Origin of the sequence: Streptantibioticus silvisoli, assembly GCF_027947535.2 — a bacterium.
Taxonomy (GTDB): Bacteria; Actinomycetota; Actinomycetes; order Streptomycetales; family Streptomycetaceae; genus Streptantibioticus_C; species Streptantibioticus_C silvisoli.
Genome location: NZ_JAAGKO020000033.1, coordinates 70,637 through 93,053 on the forward strand (window position 1 = coordinate 70,637; position 22,417 = coordinate 93,053).

At 72.8% G+C, this 22,417-nt stretch carries 16 protein-coding genes; 13 read left to right on the plus strand and 3 right to left on the minus strand.

Going from position 1 to position 22,417, the window contains the following annotated elements:
- Window positions 1-457: 457 nt before the first annotated feature.
- Window positions 458-1,567 (minus strand): DUF8017 domain-containing protein, encoded by a 1,110-nt coding sequence (locus tag POF43_RS21815; RefSeq protein WP_271315623.1) that lies wholly within the window; start codon window positions 1,565-1,567, stop codon window positions 458-460.
- On the opposite strand from POF43_RS21815, the gene POF43_RS21820 reads away from it, so the two are divergent.
- Complete coding sequence (locus POF43_RS21820; protein ID WP_271323488.1) at window positions 1,566-1,880, plus strand: hypothetical protein; 315 nt, start codon at window positions 1,566-1,568, stop codon at window positions 1,878-1,880. The genes POF43_RS21815 and POF43_RS21820 overlap by 2 nt on opposite strands.
- 141 nt (window positions 1,881-2,021) lie before the next feature.
- Here the strand turns inward: POF43_RS21820 and POF43_RS21825 are convergent, their stop codons facing one another.
- Window positions 2,022-3,731, minus strand: coding sequence for a beta-N-acetylhexosaminidase (locus tag POF43_RS21825; protein ID WP_372516103.1), 1,710 nt, complete (start codon window positions 3,729-3,731; stop codon window positions 2,022-2,024).
- 588 nt (window positions 3,732-4,319) lie between these two features.
- Here POF43_RS21825 and POF43_RS21830 point away from each other — a divergent pair.
- From POF43_RS21830 to POF43_RS21865, 8 genes are all read left to right on the plus strand, one after another.
- Entirely contained in the window at window positions 4,320-4,790 is a 471-nt protein-coding gene (locus POF43_RS21830; RefSeq protein WP_271324348.1) for a DUF2563 family protein, read from the plus strand.
- Between the two features lie 54 nt (window positions 4,791-4,844).
- Window positions 4,845-6,311, plus strand: coding sequence for a WXG100 family type VII secretion target (locus tag POF43_RS21835; RefSeq protein WP_271324347.1), 1,467 nt, complete (start codon window positions 4,845-4,847; stop codon window positions 6,309-6,311).
- An 80-nt stretch (window positions 6,312-6,391) separates the two neighbouring features.
- The gene (gene mycP / locus POF43_RS21840; RefSeq protein WP_271324346.1) at window positions 6,392-7,558 is read left to right on the plus strand and encodes a type VII secretion-associated serine protease mycosin; all 1,167 of its coding nucleotides are present in this window, start codon (window positions 6,392-6,394) and stop codon (window positions 7,556-7,558) included.
- A 180-nt stretch (window positions 7,559-7,738) separates the two neighbouring features.
- On the plus strand, window positions 7,739-8,083 hold the full coding sequence (locus POF43_RS21845) for a WXG100 family type VII secretion target (RefSeq protein ID WP_271315948.1): 345 nt from the start codon (window positions 7,739-7,741) through the stop codon (window positions 8,081-8,083).
- Window positions 8,084-8,182: 99 nt separating this feature from the next.
- Window positions 8,183-8,482 (plus strand): WXG100 family type VII secretion target, encoded by a 300-nt coding sequence (locus tag POF43_RS21850; RefSeq protein WP_271315947.1) that lies wholly within the window; start codon window positions 8,183-8,185, stop codon window positions 8,480-8,482.
- 212 nt (window positions 8,483-8,694) lie between these two features.
- On the plus strand, window positions 8,695-9,147 hold the full coding sequence (locus POF43_RS21855; protein ID WP_271324345.1) for a DUF2563 family protein: 453 nt from the start codon (window positions 8,695-8,697) through the stop codon (window positions 9,145-9,147).
- Between the two features lie 12 nt (window positions 9,148-9,159).
- Entirely contained in the window at window positions 9,160-10,491 is a 1,332-nt protein-coding gene (locus POF43_RS21860) for a WXG100 family type VII secretion target (RefSeq protein ID WP_271324344.1), read from the plus strand.
- Between the two features lie 43 nt (window positions 10,492-10,534).
- A complete protein-coding gene (locus tag POF43_RS21865) occupies window positions 10,535-11,902 on the plus strand; it encodes a S8 family serine peptidase (RefSeq protein ID WP_282704704.1) in 1,368 nt (455 codons plus the stop codon).
- A 326-nt stretch (window positions 11,903-12,228) separates the two neighbouring features.
- Here the strand turns inward: POF43_RS21865 and eccCa are convergent, their stop codons facing one another.
- A complete protein-coding gene (eccCa, locus tag POF43_RS21870; protein WP_271322940.1) occupies window positions 12,229-16,179 on the minus strand; it encodes a type VII secretion protein EccCa in 3,951 nt (1,316 codons plus the stop codon).
- Between the two features lie 332 nt (window positions 16,180-16,511).
- Here eccCa and eccD point away from each other — a divergent pair, with 332 nt between their 5' ends.
- From eccD to POF43_RS21890, 4 genes are all read left to right on the plus strand, one after another.
- Entirely contained in the window at window positions 16,512-17,951 is a 1,440-nt protein-coding gene (gene eccD / locus POF43_RS21875; RefSeq protein WP_271313957.1) for a type VII secretion integral membrane protein EccD, read from the plus strand.
- 191 nt (window positions 17,952-18,142) lie between these two features.
- Window positions 18,143-18,430, plus strand: a complete 288-nt coding sequence (gene rpsO / locus POF43_RS21880; RefSeq protein WP_271313956.1) for a 30S ribosomal protein S15 — start codon at window positions 18,143-18,145, stop codon at window positions 18,428-18,430.
- Window positions 18,431-18,795: 365 nt separating this feature from the next.
- Window positions 18,796-21,018 (plus strand): polyribonucleotide nucleotidyltransferase, encoded by a 2,223-nt coding sequence (locus tag POF43_RS21885; RefSeq protein WP_271313955.1) that lies wholly within the window; start codon window positions 18,796-18,798, stop codon window positions 21,016-21,018.
- The gene (locus POF43_RS21890; protein ID WP_271313954.1) at window positions 21,015-22,388 is read left to right on the plus strand and encodes a M16 family metallopeptidase; all 1,374 of its coding nucleotides are present in this window, start codon (window positions 21,015-21,017) and stop codon (window positions 22,386-22,388) included. The genes POF43_RS21885 and POF43_RS21890 overlap by 4 nt, the downstream gene beginning before the upstream one ends.
- The last annotated feature ends 29 nt before the right edge of the window (window positions 22,389-22,417 follow it).

Below are 22,417 nucleotides of genomic sequence, written 5' to 3' on the forward strand. Positions count from 1 at the left end.
GCGGAAAACTGCGCGTACCGCCGCGGCGGCAGCCGCGGCGTACGTCCGGAGCGGAAAACCTGACGTGTACGTGGGCCCGAACGCCTGACGTATGACGTCGGCCCACGTGAACCCGCGCGTGCTTCGGGCGGCCCGACCCGCCGGAAAGCCGCACGTACTACGGCGGCCTGCGCCGGTCCCGGCGCCGGGACGTAATACGTGGGCCTACGTCGGGGTCGGGACCGTACGTATGACGTCGGCTCACGTCGGTCCCGGCGCCCGGACGTAATACGTCAGCTTTCGCCGGTGCTGGGACCGCGCGTAATAGGTCGGCCTACGGCGGTCCGGCGCCGGGACACAATACGTCGGCCTGCGCCGGTGCTGGACCGCACGTATGCCGTCGGCTCACGTCCGCGCTGCCGCCGGGGCGTCTCACGCCAGCCGTCCACCGGGCGCCCTGCCGTGCGCCGCCGGGGCGTCAGCTTCCGGTGTACGGGCGGACGGTGCTCATGATCTTCTCCATCTCGGCGTTGGTCAGCGCGTCCGGCACGCCCTGGTCGGCGTAGATGACCCACAGGCCGATCGACCCGTCCTTGAGCCGCATCGATATGCCGTGCGCCACGGCCTTCGACGGCACGCAGGCGCTGGGCCGGTAGATGCCGGTGGCGGTCGCCGTCGCGGTGTAGCCCTTGACGCCGTTGTGGTTCCAGGCCGTGGCCTTGCTGACCACGATGTGCTGGGGCTTGTGGCCGTCGGCGCCGCCGTAGGCCGCCCACACCCAGTTGCCCGCCACGTTGCGGGCGTTGTCCTGGAGGCTGCCCTTGGAGCTGCCCTGCTCGCCGACGGTGGCCAGCTGGCCGGTACCCGCCTGCACCGGGCCGGTGTGGCTGCCGGCCGTCTGGCAGCCCCCCAGGTGGTACTCGCTGCTGCCGCTCATCACGACGACCGGGTTGTTCTTCTTGTCGGTGTAGGCCAGCTCCAGGTCTGCCTTGTTGACCTTCCACTTCTGCGCGGCGGGCGGCACGTCGTAGGCGAACCCGTGCGACGCCTCGGCCTGCGTCTGCCAGCCGGCGATCAGCGGCTTGACGGTGGAGTTGGACAGCCCCGGGCCCTCGTCGCTCGGCGTCGGCTGCGGCACCGAGGTGGTCGCGGGGGTGCTGGGCCGGGCCACGGTCTTGTGCGGACTGTGCTTGCCGTGGGTCACGGCCAGCGTCACGCCACCCGCGACGACGGCGATCGCCACCACCGCGCAGGTCACGATCAGCCCGGTGCGCCGCTTGCGCGGCGGCGGGGGCGGCGGACCCGGCTGCGTGTAGCCGGGCGTCCCGTACGGCGGCGCCCCGGGCGGCTGCTGGCCGTACGGCGACTGCTGCGGGAAGCCGTAGCCCGCCGGGGCCTGCGGCTGCTGCGGGTAGCCGTAGCCGGGCGGCTGCTGGGGTTGCTGGGGTTGCTGGGGCTGCTGCCCGGCGGGCGGCCAGGCCGGCGGCGGTCCGAATCCCTGCGGCGGCTGCGGCTGCTGAGGACTCGAAGGCTGGGGACCGGGGGCCTGCGGCCGCTGCGGGTCGTCGGGGTTCTGGGGCCAGGACATGGCCGGTACCCTACGGCCCCCGTGTCGCCGCCGGATCGGCGCCCGGCGACGAAACGGCAACGGCCGCGCCGGCAACGGCCTTGCCGGCAGGGCCCGCACCGGCAAGGACCGCATCGGCAAGGGCCGTGTGCGCAACGGCCGCACCGGCATCGGTCGCACCGGCCAGGGCCGCATCGGCATGGGTTGCACCGGCAAGGGTCGCACCGGCCAGGGCCACACCGGCAAGGACCGCACCCGCAACGGCCACGCCGGCAAGGACCGCGCCCGCACCGGCCGGCCCCTCAACGGCCGCACCGGCGCCGGGAGTCGGTGAACCGGTGCGGCCGTTTGCGCTGTCCCGTGGGCCGTTCACACGTCGGACGGCGATCCGCGTCCTGCGGCCGGCGCGACGGCCCGGCCGGGGCCGCCGCCTGCGATCACGCCCCCGGCGCCGGCGGCAACGGGCGTGGTGCGGTCACGCGGTGTCCCACGGCACCTGCGGGGAGCGGTACCAGTCGATGCCCATGGCCTGCCAGCGCGGCCCCTGCGCCGCCAGTCGTGCGGCGAACGCGTCCCAGTCGTGCGACGCCGCCGCGGACCAGCCCAGTTCCGCCACGGCCGGCAGCCGTGGGAAGGCCATCAGGTCGATGTCCGCGTCCTTCGTCAGCGTCTCGGACCACAGCGGCGCCTCGACGCCCATGACCGCGCCGGCCGGCGCGCCGCGCAGGTACGTCGCGGGGTCCCAGTCGTAGGCGTCCTTCACCTCGACGTACCCCGCCCAGGCCAGGCCGAGCCGGGTGCGGGCGTCGTACTTCATGTCCAGGTACGTGTGGTTCGCCGGTGACAGCACGAACCGCGTCCCGGCCCGTGCCGCGGCGATCACCGCGGGCTCGGTGCCGCTCGTGCCCCAGTACTGCGCGATCGCCCCCTTCACCGGGTCCGCGCCGGTGATCTGGTTCCACGCCATCACGGTCTTGCCGGTGTCCGTCACCAGAGGCTGCACCTTGTCCATGAAAGCGCGGTAGTCCGCCGCCGATGTCGAATGCGCCTCGTCGCCGCCGATGTGCAGATACGGCCCCGGCGTCAACGCGGCGATTTCCCGCAGTACGTCACGGGCGAACGTATACGTCACGTCGTCACCGACGCACAGGGAGCTGAACCCCACGTTGACGCCGGTGTACAGCGCGGGCGCGACGCCGTCGCAGTCCAGCGAGGCGTACGACGCCAGCGCCGCGTTGGTGTGCGCCGGCATGTCGATCTCCGGAACCACCGTCATGAACCGGCTGCGCGCGTACCGCACGATCTGCTCGTACTGCGCCCGCGTGTAGTACCCGCCGGTGCCGCCGCCCACCTCGGTCGTCCCGCCGTACGCCGCCAGCCGCGGCCACGACCGGATCGCGATCCGCCAGCCCTGGTCGTCGGTCAGGTGCAGGTGCAGGTAGTCGACCTTGTACAGCGCCAGTTCGTCGATGTACCGCTCGACCCGCCCGACGCCGAAGAAGTGCCGTGCGACGTCCAGCATCGCCCCCCGGTACGCGTACCGGGGCCGGTCGGTGATCGTCCCGCCCGCCACCGTCCACGGCCCCGCCTGCGGGCTGTGCGCCTCCACCGCCGCCGGCAGCAACTGCCGCAGCGTCTGCACACCGTGGAACAACCCGGCCGGCGCCGCCGCGCTGATCACCACACCGGCCGGCCGCACCGTCAGCCGGTACCCCTCGCCACCCAGGCCGTTCCCGGCACCGGGGCCGCCCTGCGCCGCGCCGCCGTCCCCGCCGCCGCCCTCCAGCCGCAACGTGATGCCGCTCCCGTCCCCGCCGGGCACCACCGGCAGCGCGAACCCGGTCGACGGCCGCAGGAGGCCCGCCAGATACGTCCCGACGCCGGCCGCCCCCGGCACGTCGAGCGGCACGCCGATCACCGCGTCCCGCGACAGCACGTAGGGCGCCCCGCCCGGCCGCACGGACAGCGGCGCGGGGATGACGGAGGCGAGGGGACGGGGGGAGGCGGGGGCCGGGGTGCCGGCCGGGGCGCCGGGGTTGCCGGGGGATGCGTCGGCCGGGGCGCCGGGGGAGTGGCTGACGGTGGACGAGGCGTCGGCGGGGAGGTGGCTGACGGTGCTTCGGGGGGTCGTGGCGGGCGGTGTGGCGGTGGCCGGGGTGAGGGTCAGGCCGGTGGCCGCCAGCACGAGCAGCGCGCACGCTCCGCGCCACCGGCGCAGCGGCCCGCGGTCCGTCCGTGCGGCGTTCCCGGGAACCGGCCAAGCCTGCTGTCGCCTCACGAGCCGTTCCCTTCCGGAGGATTGCGAACCCGGCGCCTCTCGCACGCCGCGGGCCGCCCTGACGCACTTCCGATTACCTCCGGGAGCTGACGGCCCGTCAAGCGGACAGGCCCATACGAGGCGCCCGCACCGGCCATCCCCGCGATCCCGGTCACCCGGCCGGGGCAGCGCGTCACGCGGTGCGCGACGGCCGCGTCGGCATGCTCATTGGGCTTGTCATGACCACCGGCTAAAGTGGGAACGGCACCATGAGGAGTGCGCTGCGCGCGGGAGCGGTCACCACGCCACCCCGCGCGTTCTCCGACGCGGGGGAGGGTGTGTCATCGCTGGCGGCGTTGCGGGTGGACGACGAGGGGCCGGGCGGCCGTACACCGCCGCGTCGCAGGGCCTCGCGGTCGGCGCGTCCCGGGAACGGCCGGCGCTCCGGTGCCAAGGACTGAGCGGGCGTCACGCCATGGCGCGTCCGTTGATGAGGAATTCGGGGAGATAACGGGGATGCTGGAACCCATCGGGGCCGAGGGCGCTGTCCTGCACGTTCAGCTGGAAACGCTCAAGACGTTCAAGAGCCGCATCGACGGCGTGATCTCCACGCTCGACGGCTCGGCCGCCGCGCCGCAGACCGTGGGCAAGGACCGGGTCGCGCAGGGCCACCTCGGCAAGGGATTCGTCGAGGCCGAAGCGCTGAGCGCCACGTACAACCAGGTGCACGACCAGCTGGAGACCTTCTCCGGTCTCCTCGCCGACCAGATCCAGGCCATGCAGATCACCGTCGACGGCGCCCAGAACGGGTACCACAACGTCGACGTGGCCCAGCAGGAGAAGGTCTGGGCGATCTACCGCCGCACCCGGACGTACGACCAGACCAACGACCCGACGGGCGCGCCCGCCCCGCAGACCGGCGTGGTCTGCGCGGCGCCGTCCACCACACCGCAGCCGCAGGACGGCGTCGGCGGTATCTCCGGATGAGCCCTCATAGGAACATCGCACAATCGCCGAGCGGCGAAGGAGGACCGAGACCCCATGCGCGCTGACGAGACGGGCGGGGGCGCCCCGAGTGTGTGCGGCCCCTCCACCGACTTCGAGAGCCTGTCGCACCGCGAGATGCTCGCCATGCTGGTGGGCGTCAACCAGCGGCAGGTCACCACGGTGGCGACCAACCTGACGACCGCCGGCGCGGCGATCCAGGAGATCGCCGCCGACCTGAACACCCACATGTCCAACCTGGACTGGCAGAGCACCGCCGGCGACGCGTTCCGCACCTGGGGACACAAGGTGGCCAGCGCCACCTACACCCTGGCCGACTACGCCACGACGGCCGGTACGCAGATGTCCAACGCCGGCAGCGTCCTGCACGAGGTCAGCACCAGCATGCCCGCCATTCCGGAGGGCGCGGTCACCACCGCCGCCACCTACCGGCAGCACAAGGGCGTCTACGGCCCCTTCGGCGACGCCGCCGAGGGCACCCACGCCGCCCCCGGGGCCCCGACCCCGACCGCCGGCGAGTACAACGCCGCCGTGGCCGAGATGTCCGCCGCCCAGACCAAGGCCGCGGACAACATGATCAAGCTCGGCAGCGCGTACAGCGCGGCGACCGAGACCATGGGAGGGCAGCAGGAACCCGAGTTCCCGCCGCTGCCGGAGGCGATCCTGCCGCCGGATCCGCGCGGCGTCGACGACGCCAGCCACTCGGAGTACTTCGGCGGCAGCTCGGTCGGCGCACCGAGTGGCGCCGCCCCGGGCGCCGGGCCGGCGACCGCGAAGCGCGATGTGACGGGCGGCGGAAAGGATCCCGGCACCGGTACCGGCACGATCCACGTCGACGGCATCGGCGACGGCCGGCCGGGCGGCGGCACCCACGTCGCCGAGCCGCCCGCCACGCTCGGCACCCCGCACGGCCCTGGCGGCACGGTGCCGGTCCCGCCGCCGGCCACCGTCATCCCGGGCGAGCCCGGTACAAAGCCCCTGTACTCCGGGGGTCCTTCGCGCTCCGGTGGCCGCGGGTCCGGCGCGCTCGGCCCCGGTGACGACGAAGGCGGTCTCTTCGGAGGTTCGTCCGGCGGTGGCATCGGTGGGCGCTCGGCGCTGCGCACCGCCATGGGTGAGGGCATCGAGGGCGGAACGCTGGTCGAGCCGCCCGTCGGCGGCGTCGGCGGCAGCCCGCTGCGGTTCTCCGCGGGGACCGTCGTCGGCGACGATCCGGCCGGTACGACGCCGGGGATGTCCGAGGGCATCCGGGCCGGCGCCGGTTCGCCGTTCGGGCGGCCGTCGCAGGAGGCGTCCTACGAACGCAGCGGTGGTTCGGGCTTCGGTGAGCCGGGCGCCGGGGGCGCGGGCCAGGGCGGGTCCCGGATGGGCGGCCTGCCGCTGTCCGGCAGCCGGCGCGACGACCGCGCGCGGCGGGGCGGCAGCCGGCCGGACTACCTGGTCGAGGAAGAGGAAACGTGGGCATCCGGCGATATCGACATCGTCCCGTCGGTGCTCGAGTAACTGAGGAGCAGTGCATGTCGTGGTGGCGTCGCCGTCCGGAAGCGTCGCGCAGGGCCCTCGCGGTCGTGGCGCTTGCCGGAGTGGCAACCCTGACCGGTTCGATCGCGGCGGTCCCGGCGTACGCCGCCGACTCGCCCCGGCAGGACGAATGGCACATCAACGCCATGCGGTTGCCTGACGCCTGGAAGATCAGCGAGGGCAAGGGGATCACCGTCGCGGTGATCGACGGAGGAGTCGACGCCGCACTGCCCGATCTTCAGGGCCAGGTCCTGCCTGGCCACGACTTCTCGCCGAACGTCAAGGTGTCGGTGACCTCCGACGACGAAACGCACGGTACCGGGATGGCCAGTCTCATCGCCGGTACCGGGCGCGGCTTCGGCGGTGACGGTGCCGTAGGGGTGGCTCCGCAGGCGAAGATCCTCCCCCTGCGGGTCGCGTCGAACCTCAACGCGGCGGACGAGGGTGCCAACGAGGCGGTGTACATTCCGCAACTCGCCAGTGCCCTTCGGTATGCGGCGGACTCTTCCGCGCGCGTCATCAACATGTCGGTCGCCGTCAGCCACGCGACACCGGGCCTGAGGAGCGCCGTCGCCTACGCCCTGTCCAAGGGAAAGCTGATCTTCGCCGGTGCCGGCAACTCCAAGCAGGCAGGTAATCCGGTGGAGTATCCGGCAGGAATCCCGGGAGTGGTCGGTGTCGGGGCCCTCGACAAGCAGGGCAACGCCACCAGCGAGTCGGAGACCGGACCCCAGGTGGCGTTGTCGGCTCCCGGGACGGACATGCACTACACCTGCCCCGGTGGTTCCGATTACTGCGTCGCCCACGGCACCAGTGACTCCACCGCCGTCGTCTCCGGCGCCGCCGCCCTGGTGTGGGCCAAGCACCCGTCGTGGACCGGTGACCAGGTGCTGCGCGTCCTGATCAACACCGCCCTCGGGCCGCAGGACGGGGCGAAGCGCAACGACGACGTCGGCTACGGCCTGGTCCGGCCGCGGATCGCCCTGGAGCAGCCCGGCGACCCCGGTCCCGCCGACGTGAGCCCGCTCGCGCCGGCCTCCGCCGCGACCGCGTCGCCCACCCCGGCCACCTCGGCCTCGCCGGCCCCGAAGCCGTCCGCGAGCACCGCCGGGGCGCAGGCGTCGGCCTCCGGCGGCGGCAGCGACCTGCCGTGGATCGGGGCGGGCGTCGTGGTGGTCGTGGTGGCCGTCGCCGGCGGGGTCGTGCTGGCCCGTCGGCGGGCGCGGTGACGACGGGGAGCGTGCCGTTTCACAGCCGTGCCGCTGAAAGTTTCCCGCGGCAATTGTCGCGGATAAAAGCTCCGTTGGCCCTGTCAGTGCCAGCGGTTACAGTGTTCGGTGGCGTTGCGACAGCCGCGCCGCCGGGTGAAGTGCGAAGGCCACAACCCGAACTGATAGGCAGGGGGAAGCATGTCCAGCGGTAGCACCGTGAATGTTCAGTGGGAATCTCTCTCACAGCTCGAGAACGACATCAACGAAAAGGTGTCGATGCTCGACGGGCAGATCAAGCGGCTCAACGGGATAGTCGACAGCGTCAAGGCCAGCTGGAGCGGTCAGGGTGCCAGCGCCTACCAGGCGCTCCAGATGCAGGTGAACGAGGACGCCCGCCGCCTCAAGGAGGTCCTGTCGGCCATTCACGAGGCCGTGCACCTGGCCAAGGGCGGCTTCTCCGCCGCCGACGAGGAGCAGATGTCGAAGTTCAAGGGGCTGAACGGCACCACCGCCGACAACAGCATCCTCGACCGGCTTTCCTGACCGCGGCGCTCCTTTCCCGGGGCGACGCCGCCGGAGAACCGACGACCCGGCACCGCCCCATGCCTCTCCACCTTCCCTTCCACCATTCGGGGGTCACCGATGACCGGCACTGACGGAATCCACGCGAATCACGCGGGGATTCACAGCCACGCCTCGGACGTGCTCGACGTCGCCAAGACGATCCGCAACGGCCTTGACGAACTGAAGCACCAGGTCGCCCACCAGGCCGCCACCTGGACCGGTGAGGCGCAGACCGCCTACCAGGCGCTCCAGAGCGACTGGAACCGGAACGCCGACGACCTGCAGAACGTCCTCACCAAGATCGCCACGCTCATGGGCACCGCCGCCGACGACTACCAGTCGACCGACAAGAAGTACGCCAGCAACTTCGGTCAGTAGGAGTCGCTCTTCACGTCAGCTGTCGCGTCAGCCGTCACGTCAGCCATTTACGTCGTCCTGTCACGTCGTTCGACGTCCGGTGCGATGTCAGGTCGGACGTCACTTCGCACGACGCCTTTTCACGTCACGGCGGTCGGCGCCGCCCGGACCCCACCGGGCGGCGCCGCCGTGTGTGCGTCGACGGTCAACGGACCCCTGGGGGGAAACGAACGATGCTGCCGGAACCGGAGCCCGTCGGGGGCGTTCCGTCCCCGAAATCGCTGAAGATCACCAAGGACACGCTCACCAAGTTCAAAAAGGCGATCGACACCGCCCTCAGCGAACTCGACGACTCCGCGGCCTCCCACACCCGGGTCAGCCTCCTGACGATGGCCGCACCCGCCTACGGCCAGGGTTTCACCGCCGCGACCGAACTCGCCGCGTCCTACGTCAAGGTCCACGACAACCTCCAGACGCTCTCCAAGTCGCTCGGGGACCAGCTCGAAGCGCTCGGAATAGCGGTGGAGTGCGCGCACCGGGGGTTCGAGAACGTCGACGCGAAGCAGACGGAGCGCCTGCGGGCGATCCAGTCGCAGACGGAGAAGCAGTACGCGCGATACCAGGACAAGCAGCACCCCCAGCACCAGGCACAGGGCGGCAAGCACCTCGGTGGCGACGGGCTGTAAAGGGATCACGGCATGAGTGAATTCGAAGACAAGTCGCTGCCCGAACTGCACGCCATGATCGCCGGCGCGAACCCGAAGGACTTCTACGACCGGGCGGACGCGCTGAGCAAGGCCGCCTCGCACATGGACACGCTGAGCCAGCAGCTCCAGGCGCACGTCAACAGCGTCGAGTGGGACGGCGAGAGCGGTGACGCCTTCCGCTCCTGGGGCCAGCAACTCGTCAACACCACCACGGACTTCGCGGCCTACACCGGCAACGTCTCCCAGAGCCTGTACAGCGCCGGCGACGCGCTCACCACCGCGGTCAGCGGCATCCCGAAGCCGCCGCCCGTACCGGTCGTCCCGCCGCCCATCCTCCAGCCGTCGCTCACCCCCGGCCTCCCCGGCTCCACGGAGTTCGACCGGCAGGAGGCCATCAACCTGATGACGTCGGTCTCGTCGTCCTACACGACGGCGAAGACGGATTTCGCGGCGCCGCCCCCGGTGTTCAGGCCGATGCCGGCGGATATGGTCCCGGAGGGTCATGTCGGTGCAGGACAGGTCCGATTGGGTGAAGGCGAGGGGGCGGGACCCGAATCGCCTAACGCGCCCGCGGCGAGTCCGTACGAAGCGGCGGGCGAAACACCGCGTTCGACTGTTCACGACGACGGTCCCGACCCCGTACGCACGCCGAACACGTCCGGCGGCCGGACCAGTCTCGACTCCGTGCCGTCCGGTCCGCAGGGTGATCCTCCGCACCCGCCCCCGGGTTCTGTGCGCCCGTCCGGCGACACCCCGTCCGGCGGGCCGGGAACGGCCGGCCTGGTCCCCGGGGCCGGCCTGTCGCCGTCCGAAGGTGTCGGGACGACGGCCGGAAGGGGCAGCCGGGCCGGTACGCCCGACGGTGAGGGCCCGGAACCCGGGCTGTCCGGACGCGGTACGGGAAGCGGCCTGCCGGGTGAGTCCGGCTCCCGGGGGAGTGGCGCTTACCCCGGCGAGGAGGGCATCGTCGGCGGGACCACGGGCGGACGGTTCCCGTCCGGCACGCCCCGCGGCGGTCTGGTCGTCGGTGGGGAAGAGCCCGCGGTACCGCGTGGTCCGGGCCCGGGCGGCGCACCCGGCGAGGGCGGTCCGGCCGGCGCGGGGGAGTTCGGCTCCGGCACGTCCGGTGCCGGCCGGCGCGCTGCCGTCGAAGGCGAAGCCGGGCCGGCGTGCCCCGGCGTGCCGGGTGGCGGCTTCGGCGGGGCGACGGGTGCCGGTGCGGCCCGCCGCAGGCGTGCGGGCTCGCGTCCCGACTACGTCGTCGAGGACGAGGAGACCTGGTTGACGGATGGTGGCACGGTGCCGCCGGTGATCGACCAGTGATGGCGGACGAACTTCCCTGCCGGCCGACGAAGATGGATGTGTGATGCGGCGCATACGGTTCACGTTCCCCCGACGCACGGCGGCCGCGGGCGCGGCGCTGGCCGCCGCGCTCGGCACCGGTTTTGCCGCGGCGCCGGCGGCGCACGCGGAGGACATCAGGGCGCGGCAGTGGTATCTCGACCCGATGCAGGCGTCGGCGATGCTGAAGGTCGCGACCGGAGCCGGCATCACCGTGGCGGTCGTGGACACCGGGGTGAACGCCCAGCAGCCAGAGCTGCGCGGGAAGGTACTGCCGGGCAAGGTCTTCGGCCGCTCCGGCGACGGCCGGACGGATCCGGACGGTCACGGGACGACCATGGCCATGCTGATCGCCGGGGACGGGCTCGGCGGAAGCGGCGTGCAGGGTCTGGCCCCGGGAGCGAGGATTCTTCCGGTCGTCAATCCCACGGAAGGCCAGATGGCCGAGGCCATTCGCTACGCGGTCGATCACGGCGCCAAGGTGATCAACGTTTCGGAGGCCATTTCGCCATTGGCGCTCCCCAGCGAATTGGCACCGATAGCGTCCGCCGTGAAATACGCGGACGAGCACGGCGATCTTGTCTTCGCCGGAGTGGGAAATGACGGGAAGAAAGGCGCTCCCGTGTCGTATCCGGCCGCGACCGAAGGCGCAGTCGGGGTTACCGCCCTTGACCAGAAGGGGGACGTCGCCAGCCTGGCCAGTTACGGCCCGCAGGTGGCTCTCGCCGCTCCCGGTGTCGCGCTGCCCGGCCACTGCATCAAGTCCCTCGGACACAGCGAAGGCTATTGCCTCGTCGACGGCACCAGTGGTGCCACCGCGCTCGCCTCCGCCTCGGCCGCCCTCATCTGGTCCGCCCACCCGCACTGGACCGGCAACCAGGTGCTGCGGGTGATGATCGACACCGCCAGCAGGCCGACGACCGGGAAGGTCCCCAGCGACTACCTGGGCTACGGAGGTGTGCGGCCCCGCCTGGCCCTGCTCGGCGCCCACGTCGACCCCGGCCCCGCGAACGTCAGCCCGCTCTACCCCGACCTGTTCGCGAAGCCTTCCGCGAAGCCGTCGGCCCCGGCGTCGGCCGCACCCTCGCACTCCGCGTCCTCGGGCGCCGGGTCCGCCGCCGGGACGTCGGACAACTCCTCGTCCGGCAGCGGCCCGCTGTGGATCGCGGTCGGCGCCGCCGCGGTCGTGGTGATCGCCGCCGCCGTCGGACTGCTCACCGTCCGCCGCCGACACGCCGCACCGCCCACGCCACCGCCGACCGCCAACGGCCCGACCGCCTACGGTCAGTTCCCGTACGGCACGCCTCCGACCGGGTACGGACCGCCGTCCGGCGGATCGGTCCCCCCACCCGGCGGAACGCCCCCGCCCTACGGCCCCCCGTCCGACCGCTGACCGTCCCGCATCGCCGGACGTACGGCGGTGCGGCGCACGACGTAGCGCTTCGCAACGGATGCCGCCCTGACCCCGATCCGCGGGCCACGGTGGCATCCGTCCGACGTCCGACCGCCGCGGACTCGAACCGGGTGCCGATGCGTCACCGCCCCAGCCCGCCCTCACCGTCCACGGCCACACCGTCACCTCGCGAACCGGCCCCCGCCGCCCCGGCCCAGCCCCCACCCGCGGCGCACACGCCCGCGGCGCACACGCCCGCGGCGCACACCCCACCCGCGACGCACACCCCCGCGGCGCGCGCACCCCCCCCGCCATGAAGACCCCTCTCACGTCTGCGGCGGCAGCCACCCCGTCTGGATCAGGCGGGAGCCCTTGCGGCGCGAAACGTAGACGCCGCGGCCCGGCGGCATGGGGCGGGGGCGGGTGTTGCCGAGGAGTTCGCCCTCGCCGGGGTCGCCGGACAGCACCACGCCCTGCGCGCCGAGTTCCTTCAGGCGCTGCATGAACGGCTCGTAGCTGGAGCGGCTCGCGCCGGCGCTGGAGCGGGCGATGATGAACCGCACGCCGATGTCCCGGACGTAAGGCAGGTTCTCCAGGACCCGGGTCATCGGGTTGGACGACGAGGTGGCGACCAGGTCGTAGTCGTCGATCACGATGAACGCCAGCGGGCCGGACCACCAGTCGCGGGCCCGCAGTTGCGCGGCGGTGACGTCCGGACCGGGGACGCGGCGCTGCATGATCGTGTTGATCTGCTCCATGTCGCTCTCCAGCGGGCCCGGGGACGCCGCGTACTTCAGCAGGTGCGCGTCCGGGACCGCGCCGAGCAGCCCGCGCCGGTAGTCGCCGACGACCACCAGCGCCTGCTCGGGCGTGTACAGCTCGGTGATCTGCTTGATGATCAGCCGCAGCAGCGCCGTCTTGCCGGACTCGCTGTCACCGAAGACCACGAACAGCGGATCGGTGTCGAAGTCGACGTGGACCGGTTCCAGGTCGCTCTCGTCGATGCCGATCGCCACACCGCGTTCGGGGAACTCGAAGCCCTTCGGCAGCTTGGCCGCCGACAGCTGTGTCGGCAGCAGCCGCACCCGCGGCGCCGAGGGGCCGGTCCACGCCGCGGCCACCTTCCGCACGAACTCCTCGGTGCCCTCGGCCAGGTCCTCGGTGTCGGGCGAACCGTCGATCCGCGGCAGCGCGCCCAGGAAGTGCAGCCGCTCCTGCGTCAGGCCGCGGCCCGGCGCGTTGCGCGGCACGTTGATCGCCGTCCTGCGGTCCACCTCGGAGTCGCTCGGGTCGCCCAGCCGCAGCTCCAGCCGGTTGAGCAGCAGGTCCTTCAGGGCCGGCCGCACCTCCATGTAGCGCGCCGCCGTGATGACCACGTGCACGCCGAAGCCCAGACCGCGGGCCGCGATGTCGGTGACCAGCGGCTCCAGCGCGTCGTAGTCCGACTTGAACGACTGCCAGCCGTCGATCACCAGGAAGACGTCGCCCCACTGCTCGCCCGGCAGCTCACCGGCCGCGCGCCGCTTGCGGAACGTGCCGACCGAGTCGATCGCCTCCCGCCGGAACAGCGCCTCGCGCCGGTTGAGGATGCCCGCGACCTCGGCCACCGTCCGGCGCACCGTGTCGCGGTCCAGCCGGGAGGCCACCGACCCCACGTGCGGCAGGCCGTTGAGCGCGATCATGCCGCCGCCGCCGAAGTCCAGCCCGTAGAACTGCACCTCGGCCGGGGTGTGCGTCAGCGCGAACGCGCCGACCAGCGTGCGCACCAGCGTCGAACGCCCCGACTGCGGACCACCCACGATCAGGCCGTGGCCGGCCGCACCGGAGAAGTCCCGGTAGAGCGGATCACGCCGCTGCTCGAACGGCTTGTCCAGCAGACCCACCGGCACCGTCAGCCGGCCCGCCGCCGGATAGGCCGCGGCCGTCAGACCCCGGCCCGGCACCACCGACAGGCCGTGCAGCAACTGGTCCAGGCTCGGCGCCCGGTCCAGCGGCGGCAGCCACACCCGGTGCGCGGCTGGCCCCTGCCCGTCCAGCCGGCCCACGATCACGTCCAGCACCGTGTCGGCCAGCGCGTCCGGCGCCGACTCCGGCCGCTGCTGCGCCGCCGGCAGCGGATCGGCGTACGTCACCGCCACCGGCGCGGCGGTGAACAGCACCGGCTGCCGGTCCAGCGGCAGCGGACCACCACTGGCCGCCACCGCCGTGCGGTACGCGCCCGAGACGTACGCCGCCTTGAACCGCAGCATGTCGTCCGTACCGAACTTCAGATAACCCGAGCCCGGCACCGGCGGCAGGTGGTACGCGTCCGGCACCCCGATCGCCGCCCGCGACTCCGCCGCCGAGAACGTCCGCAGACCGATCCGGTACGACAGGTACGTCTCCAGCCCCCGCAGCCGGCCCTCCTCCAGGCGCTGCGAGGCCAGCAGCAGATGCACACCCAGCGACCGGCCGATCCGGCCGATCTGGATGAACATGTCGATGAACTCCGGCTTCGCCGTCAGCAGTTCGCTGAACTCGTCGATGACCAGGATCAGCGACGGCAACGGCTCCAGCGCGATGCCCGCGGCCCGCGCCCGCTCGTAGTCGTGGATGTTGGCGTAGTTGCCGGCCGCCCGCAGCAGCTCCTGGCGCCGCTGCAACTCACCGGTGATCGAGTCGCGCATGCGGTCGACCAGCGTCAGGTCGTCCGCCAGGTTGGTGATGACCGCCGCCACGTGCGGCAGCGTCGACATCCCGGCGAACGTCGCGCCGCCCTTGAAGTCGGCCAGCACGAAGTTCAGCGTCTCCGAGGAGTGCGTCACCGCCAGCCCCAGCACCAGCGTGCGCAGCAACTCCGACTTGCCGGAACCCGTCGCGCCCACGCACAGGCCGTGCGGGCCCATGCCCTCCAGCGCCGCCTCCTTCAGGTCGAGCATCACCGGCTCGCCGTTCTCGCCCACCCCGATCGGCACCCGCAGCCGGTCGTGCGCCGACCGCGGCCGCCAGGTCTGCGCCACGTCCACCGAGTCCGCGTCGCCCAGCCGCAGCAGATCGGTGAAGTCCAGGTTCGTCAGCAGCGGTTCGTCCTCCCCGCCGCCGCCCAGCCGCAACGGCGCCAGCTGCCGGGCCAGCGCCTCGGCCGCCGCCGGGGCCAGCGCGTCCGGCACCCCCTGGTACTGGCGCCCGCTCGGCGACGCCAGCGTCAGCGTGCCGGACTCCACCGACACCACCAGACCCGCGCGCTGCTCCGCCGAACCGCCCGGCAGCACCTCGAAGACCGTCACCCCCAGCAGCCCCTCCGGCGCCGCCAGCACCGACTGCGCCGGGATCACCCCGCCGTCCAGCACCACCACCACGTGCGGCTGGTCCAGCAGCGGATGCGCCTCGCGGTGGAAGCGCGGCCGCCCGGCCAGGTGCTCCGCCAGCATCCCCTCCAGCTCGGTCAGGTCGTCGGAGAACATCCGGCGCGTCCCCGCACCGTCCACCGGGCCCGCCAACTGCGTGTGCGGCAGCCACTTCACCCAGTCCCACCGCCGCGCCGCAGCACCGCCCGCGCACACCGCGATCACCACGTCCTCCGGCGCGTGCAGCGTCGCCAACTGCCCCACCACCGCCCGCATCGCCCCCAGCGCCGGCTCCGGCTCACCGGTGACCGTCACCCGGTGGAACGCCCGCAGACTCACCGCCATCGGCAACCCGTCGACCGCGCCGTGCGCACCGAGGAACCGCCGCATCGCCTCCGCCGTCAACGGCTCCAGCTCGTCCAGCGGAGCCGTCGTCGGCGCCACCAGCGCCGACGCCAACTGCTGCGGACCCACCCCGAACCGCACCTGCGCGAAGTCGTCGTCACCGGCCCGCCGCTCCCACAGCCCCTCACGCCCGGCCACCACCGACCACAGCTGGTCCGGCGCCGGATGCAGCCGCAACTGCGCCGCCCGCTGCGCCGCCGCCGTGCGCCGCACCCGTTTGCGGGTCTGCGCCAGGTACGCGAAGTAGTCCCGCCGCGCCTGCGACAGCGCCCCGTCGGCCCCCTGCCGCGACTTGACCAGCTGCGACAGCGCCATCGCGATCGTGGAGCCGAGCATGAGCACGCCCATGATCTTCATCAGCGACGACGACCCGGCACCGAAGAAGAAGATCGACGACGACGCCATGCCCAGCGTCGGCAGCAACGCCATCAGGGCGCTCTGCTCCTGACCGCGCGGCAGTTCCGGAGGCGTCTCGATCCGTATCGGCTCGGAAGGGACTTCTGGCGGCACCGCCCGCGGCGGGCGTTTGACGACGACCAGGCTCACCGAAGAATCAGTCCTCAAATCCTGCGGACGGAAAGGACAGCCGGTCGCATCCCGCCGACGCCCCCGTGGCGACGCTCGCCCTCCGCGTGACCGCACATCCTACGGGTCATGACAACTCGCAGCCCCGGTAGGGTGACGTCCCGACGCGTGCCGGACACCCGGACCGCGGCGGCCCGCACGGCGCCGCCGAAGCCCGCCGCCGCACCGCGGCGGCCCGGTCCGGCCACCGCCGCGCGACCCGGCCGGACGCACCCCGCGCCCGCCCGCCGCACCGCCGCACCACGGCGCCGGCCGCCAGCCACAGCCGCCCGCAACCGAGGGGGAACCGCGAGGTGAGCACGACCGCAGCGACCGGCTTCTGCCGGATCACCGTCGTCGCACCCGACAGCCGAATCGACGTCGCCCTGCCGGACGACATCGCACTCGCCGACATCTACCCGGAGATCCTCCGGCTGTCCGGCCAGCACCAGGACCCCGCGGCCCCGGCCGGCTGGCACCTGGTGCGCACCGACGGCACCGTGCTCGACGGCTCCGGATCGCTGGCCGCCCAGCACGTGCTGGACGGCGACATCCTCAGCCTGCGCCCGTTCTCCGCCTCGCTGCCCGCCGCCGTGCACGACGACGTGGTCGACGCCGTCGCCTCCGCCGTCGGCCGCGACCACCGGCTGTGGAACGACCAACTGCTGCGCGCCGCCGGGCTGACCGCGGCCGTCCTGCTGCTGGCGCTGCTCGGCCTCGTGCTGTGGTTCGCCGACCCGGTCCGCCACGACGCCCACGGCCTGCCCGGCGTCGTGGCCGGCGCGGCCGGTGCCGTGCTCACCGCGCTGGCCGCCGTGCGGGCCCGGGTCTACCGCGACCGCGGTTCCGCCGTCGCCCTCGGCCTCGGCGCGCTGCCCTCGCTGCTGGTCGCCGGCAGCGGCCTGGCCGCCGCCGACCCCGGCCACGGACCCGGCCGCCTGCAGTTCCTCATCGGCTGCGCCGTCGTGCTCGTCGCCTCCGCGCTGCTCATCGCCCTGACCCCGACCGGCGACGCGCCGTTCGTCGGCGCCGCCTTCACCGCCGCCGTCGGGCTGCTCGCCGCCTTCGCCGCCGTCCTCACCCGCGCCGGCGCCACCGAGGTCGCCGCGGTCTGCGCGGTCGCCGCGGTCGGCGCGGTGGCGTTCCTGCCCGCGCTGTCCGCCCGCTTCGCCCGGCTGCCCATCGGCTACGACACCGCGCCGGACGGCCGGAGCGCGGCGGCCGGAGCCATCGACGACGCCCGGATCGCCGCCCGCGCCCGCCGCGGCCACGAACTGCTGCTCGGCCTGGCCGGCGGCTGCTGCGCGGTCGTCACGGTCAGCGCCGGCGTCCTCGGCTTCTCCTCGTCCACCTGGGCCCGGGTGCTCGCCCTCGCCGTCGGACTGGCGATGCTCAGCCGCGCCCGGCTCTTCCGCTACACCGCCCAGGTCGCCGCCATGCTCACCGGCGGCATCCTGGCCGTCGCGCTGCTGGTGGCCGGCATGGCCCTGAACCCGCCGGCCGCGATGGTCCGCGACCTGGCCGCCGGCCAGCAGTCCTCCGCCGACCTGCGGGTGCTGTGGCTGGCGGCGGGCGTGGCGGCCGGCGCCGCGCTGCTGGCCGCCATCGGCCTGCTGGTACCGCGGCGCGGCGTCTCCCCGTTCTGGGGCCGGCTGCTCGACATCACCGAGGGCCTCGTGCTGCTCAGCCTGGTCCCGCTGTGCCTGGCGGTGCTGGACGTCTACGCGGCCGTGCGCGGCGTCACCTCCGGCTGACCCCCGCCCGCCCCGGCCACCGGGCCGGACACCACACCCAGGCCGCCGGCCGGGCCCCGCGGACGAAGGCCCGGCCGGCGGCTGGTACTGTGTGTGACGGCCGTGTGTACGCCCGGCTGGCCCATCGAGTATCGAAGAACCCCTGAGAATCAGACCAGGGGCGCTCGCGGGCACGAACCCAAGGAGTGCGCGTGTCGCTCGACGCCGCCACGAAGAAGCAGATCGTCGCTGATTTCGGTACCAAGGAAGGCGACACCGGCTCCCCCGAGGTCCAGGTCGCGCTGCTGACGCGCCGCATCACCGACCTCACCGAGCACCTCAAGACCCACAAGCACGACCACCACTCCCGTCGTGGCCTGCTGCTCCTGGTCGGCCAGCGCCGCCGCCTGCTGCAGTACCTGGCCAAGAAGGACATCACGCGCTTCCGTGCCCTCGTCGAGCGCCTCGGCATCCGCCGCGGCGCGGCGGGCGCCCGCTGACACGTCGTGCAGGGGGAGCGGTTCCCACCGGGGAGCCGCTCCCCTTTGACGTACGTTGACACCGTCCGGCACACCCGGACGTGTCGTCGTACGTGCCGCCGGACCGGCCCACCGGGTTTGTAGTCTGGCAAGGAACAACACAGAACGAGCAGGAGCGCTCGCGCGCCGGCCGCATGCCGGCGCCGGCGGAGCCGGTCCTCGGTAGTGGCCCCCGGGCAGCACGCGTACTCCGCGTCCCGGAGGCTTCGATCGAAGACCGGTCCTCGGCCCCCCGCGCCGCGGGGCGGCCGCGCACGGCGGGCGCTCCACCGCGCAAGGCTCCCGGGCAGGTGCCCGGGAGCGGACGAAAGAGGAGAAACCCCATAGTGGAGAACGAGACCCACTACGCCGACGCCGTCATCGACAACGGATCGTTCGGCACCCGCACCATCCGCTTCGAGACCGGCCGCCTGGCCCGTCAGGCCGCCGGCTCCGCCGTGGCCTACCTGGACGACGAGACCATGGTCCTGTCGGCCACCACCGCCTCGAAGCACCCCAAGGACCAGCTCGACTTCTTCCCCCTCACGGTGGACGTCGAGGAGCGCATGTACGCGGCCGGCCGCATCCCCGGCTCGTTCTTCCGCCGCGAGGGCCGCCCCTCCGAGGACGCCATCCTCACCTGCCGGCTGATCGACCGCCCGCTGCGCCCCTCGTTCAAGAAGGGCCTGCGCAACGAGATCCAGGTCGTCGCCACCATCATGGCGCTCAACCCGGACCACCTGTACGACGTGGTGGCCATCAACGCCGCCTCCGCCTCCACCCAGCTGGCGGGCCTGCCCTTCTCCGGCCCGATCGGCGGCGTCCGCGTCGCGCTGATCCGCGGCCAGTGGGTGGCGTTCCCGACCCACACCGAGCTGGAGGAGGCCGTGTTCGACATGGTCGTCGCCGGCCGGACGCTGGAGGACGGCGACGTCGCGATCATGATGGTCGAGGCCGAGGCCACCGCCAGGACCATCAAGCTCGTCGAGGACGGTGCCGAGGCGCCGACCGAGGAGCTGGTGGCGGCCGGTCTGGACGCCGCGAAGCCGTTCATCAGGACGCTGTGCAAGGCGCAGGCCGAGCTGGCCGCCAAGGCCGCCAAGCCCACCGGTGAGTTCCCGGTCTTCCTCGACTACCAGGACGACGTCCTGGGCGCGCTCACCTCCGCCGTCCGCGACGAGCTGGCGCAGGCGCTGACCATCGCCGGCAAGCAGGACCGCGAGGCCGAGCTGGACCGGGTCAAGGCGCTGGCCGCCGAGAAGCTGCTGCCGAAGTTCGAGGGCCGCGAGAAGGAGATCTCCGCCGCCTACCGCGCGCTGACCAAGAAGCTGGTCCGCGAGCGCGTCATCAAGGACAAGGTCCGCATCGACGGCCGCGGGGTCACCGACATCCGCACCCTGTCCGCCGAGGTCGAGGTCGTCCCGCGCGTCCACGGCTCGGCGCTGTTCGAGCGCGGCGAGACCCAGATCCTGGGCATCTCCACGCTGAACATGCTCCGCATGGAGCAGCAGCTCGACACCCTGGCGCCCGAGACCCGCAAGCGCTACATGCACAACTACAACTTCCCGCCGTACTCCACCGGTGAGACCGGCCGGGTGGGCTCGCCCAAGCGCCGCGAGATCGGCCACGGCGCGCTCGCCGAGCGGGCGCTCGTGCCGGTGCTGCCGACCCGCGAGGAGTTCCCGTACGCCATCCGCCAGGTCTCCGAGGCGCTCAGCTCCAACGGCTCCACCTCGATGGGCTCGGTCTGCGCCTCCACCATGTCGCTGCTGAACGCCGGTGTGCCGCTCAAGGCCCCGGTCGCCGGCATCGCCATGGGCCTGATCTCCCAGGAGATCGACGGTGAGACGCACTACGTGACGCTGACCGACATCCTCGGCGCCGAGGACGCGTTCGGCGACATGGACTTCAAGGTCGCCGGCACCAAGACCTTCGTCACCGCGCTCCAGCTCGACACCAAGCTCGACGGCATCCCCGCCTCCGTGCTCGGCGCCGCGCTCAAGCAGGCCCGCGACGCGCGCCTGCACATCCTGGACGTGATGAACGAGGCCATCGACGTCCCCGACGAGATGTCCCCGAACGCGCCGCGGATCATCAGCATCAAGATCCCGGTCGACAAGATCGGCGAGGTCATCGGCCCCAAGGGCAAGATGATCAACCAGATCCAGGAGGACACCGGCGCCGAGATCGCGATCGAGGACGACGGCACCGTCCTGATCGGCGCCTCCGAGGGTTCGGCCGCCGAGGCCGCCCGTGCCACGATCAACGGCATCGCCAACCCGACGATGCCCGAGGTCGGCGAGCGCTACCTGGGCACGGTCGTCAAGACCACCACCTTCGGCGCGTTCATCTCCTTGATGCCCGGCAAGGACGGTCTGCTGCACATCTCGCAGATCCGCAAGCTCGCCGGCGGCAAGCGGGTGGAGAACGTCGAGGACGTGCTCAAGGTCGGCTCCAAGGTCCAGGTCGAGATCGCCGAGATCGACCAGCGCGGCAAGCTCTCGCTGATCCCGGTCATCGACGGCGAAGAGGCCCAGGACGACGACAGCCAGGACGAGTCCGCCAAGTGACCTCGGCCACCCGGCGGCAGACGGCCCGCTCCTCCTTCGAGGGGCGGGCCGTCCCCCGTGCCGCGACCCGGACCGGCGGCACCGGCGGGCTGGTGCGCACCACCGTCCTGCCCGGCGGCCTGCGGGTCGTCACCGAGGCGCTGCCCACCGTGCGCTCGGTGACCTTCGGCATCTGGGTGGCGGTCGGCTCCCGCGACGAGACCCCCGCCCTCAACGGCGCCACCCACTACCTCGAACACCTGCTGTTCAAGGGCACCGAACGGCGTACCGCGCTGGAGATCTCCGCCGCGATCGACGCGGTCGGCGGCGAGATGAACGCGTTCACCGCCAAGGAGTACACCTGCTACTACGCACGGGTGCTCGACACCGACCTGCCGCTGGCGGTCGACGTCATCTGCGACATGCTCACCGGCTCGCTCATCGCCCAGGAGGACGTCGACGCCGAACGCGGCGTGGTCCTGGAGGAGATCGCGATGACCGAGGACGACCCGGGCGACCAGGTCCACGACCTGTTCGGCACCGCCATGCTCGGCGACTCCCCGCTCGGCCGCCCGGTGCTCGGCACCGTGGAGACCATCAACGCGCTCACCCGGCCGCAGATCGCCCGCTTCTACAAGAAGCACTACGACCCCACCCACCTGGTGGTCGCCGCGGCCGGCAACCTCGACCACGACGACGTCGTCGCCCAGGTCCGCGAGGCGTTCGAACGGGCCGGCGCCCTCGGCGACCCCGACACCCCGCCGGTCGCCCCGCGCACCGGCAGCCGCCTGCTGCGCGCCGCCGGCCGGGTGGAGATCCTGGACCGCTCCACCGAGCAGGCCCACCTGGTGCTCGGCATGCCCGGCCTGTCGCGCACCGACGACCGCCGCTGGGCGCTGGGCGTGCTCAACGCGGCCCTCGGCGGCGGCATGAGCTCCCGGCTGTTCCAGGAGGTCCGCGAGAAGCGCGGGCTGGCCTACTCGGTCTACTCCTACACCTCCTCGTTCGCCGACTGCGGCCTGTTCGGCGTCTACGCCGGCTGCCAGCCCGGCCGGACCGCCGAGGTGCTGAAGATCTGCCGCGGCGAGCTGGCGGACGTGGCGGCCAACGGCCTCGGCGAGGAGGAACTGCGCCGCGCCGTGGGCCAGTTGTCCGGCTCGACGGTGCTGGGCCTGGAGGACACCGGGGCACTGATGAACCGCATCGGCAAGAGCGAGCTGTGCTGGGGCGAGCAGATGTCGGTCGACGACATGCTGGCCCGGATCGCCGCCGTCACCCCCGACGACGTCCGCACGATCGCCGCCGAGGTACTGGGCCACCGACCCTCGCTGGCCGCCATCGGCCCGCTGGGCGACAAGCACCGGGCCCGACTGCACGAATCCGTCGCCTGACCGCCGGACGGTCGACCGCCCGGCAACCA

Excerpts from the sequence above, each read along its gene's own strand:
- POF43_RS21845 (WP_271315948.1), top strand. The coding sequence starts at position 7,739 with ATGTCCAGCGGTAGCACCGTGAATGTTCAGTGGGAATCTCTCTCACAG.
- POF43_RS21860 (WP_271324344.1), top strand. The coding sequence starts at position 9,160 with ATGAGTGAATTCGAAGACAAGTCGCTGCCCGAACTGCACGCCATGATC.
- POF43_RS21850 (WP_271315947.1), top strand. The coding sequence starts at position 8,183 with ATGACCGGCACTGACGGAATCCACGCGAATCACGCGGGGATTCACAGC.
- POF43_RS21855 (WP_271324345.1), top strand. The coding sequence starts at position 8,695 with ATGCTGCCGGAACCGGAGCCCGTCGGGGGCGTTCCGTCCCCGAAATCG.
- POF43_RS21835 (WP_271324347.1), top strand. The coding sequence starts at position 4,845 with ATGCGCGCTGACGAGACGGGCGGGGGCGCCCCGAGTGTGTGCGGCCCC.
- POF43_RS21820 (WP_271323488.1), top strand. The coding sequence starts at position 1,566 with ATGGCCGGTACCCTACGGCCCCCGTGTCGCCGCCGGATCGGCGCCCGG.
- POF43_RS21865 (WP_282704704.1), top strand. The coding sequence starts at position 10,535 with ATGCGGCGCATACGGTTCACGTTCCCCCGACGCACGGCGGCCGCGGGC.
- POF43_RS21830 (WP_271324348.1), top strand. The coding sequence starts at position 4,320 with ATGCTGGAACCCATCGGGGCCGAGGGCGCTGTCCTGCACGTTCAGCTG.
- POF43_RS21815 (WP_271315623.1), bottom strand. The coding sequence starts at position 1,567 with ATGTCCTGGCCCCAGAACCCCGACGACCCGCAGCGGCCGCAGGCCCCC.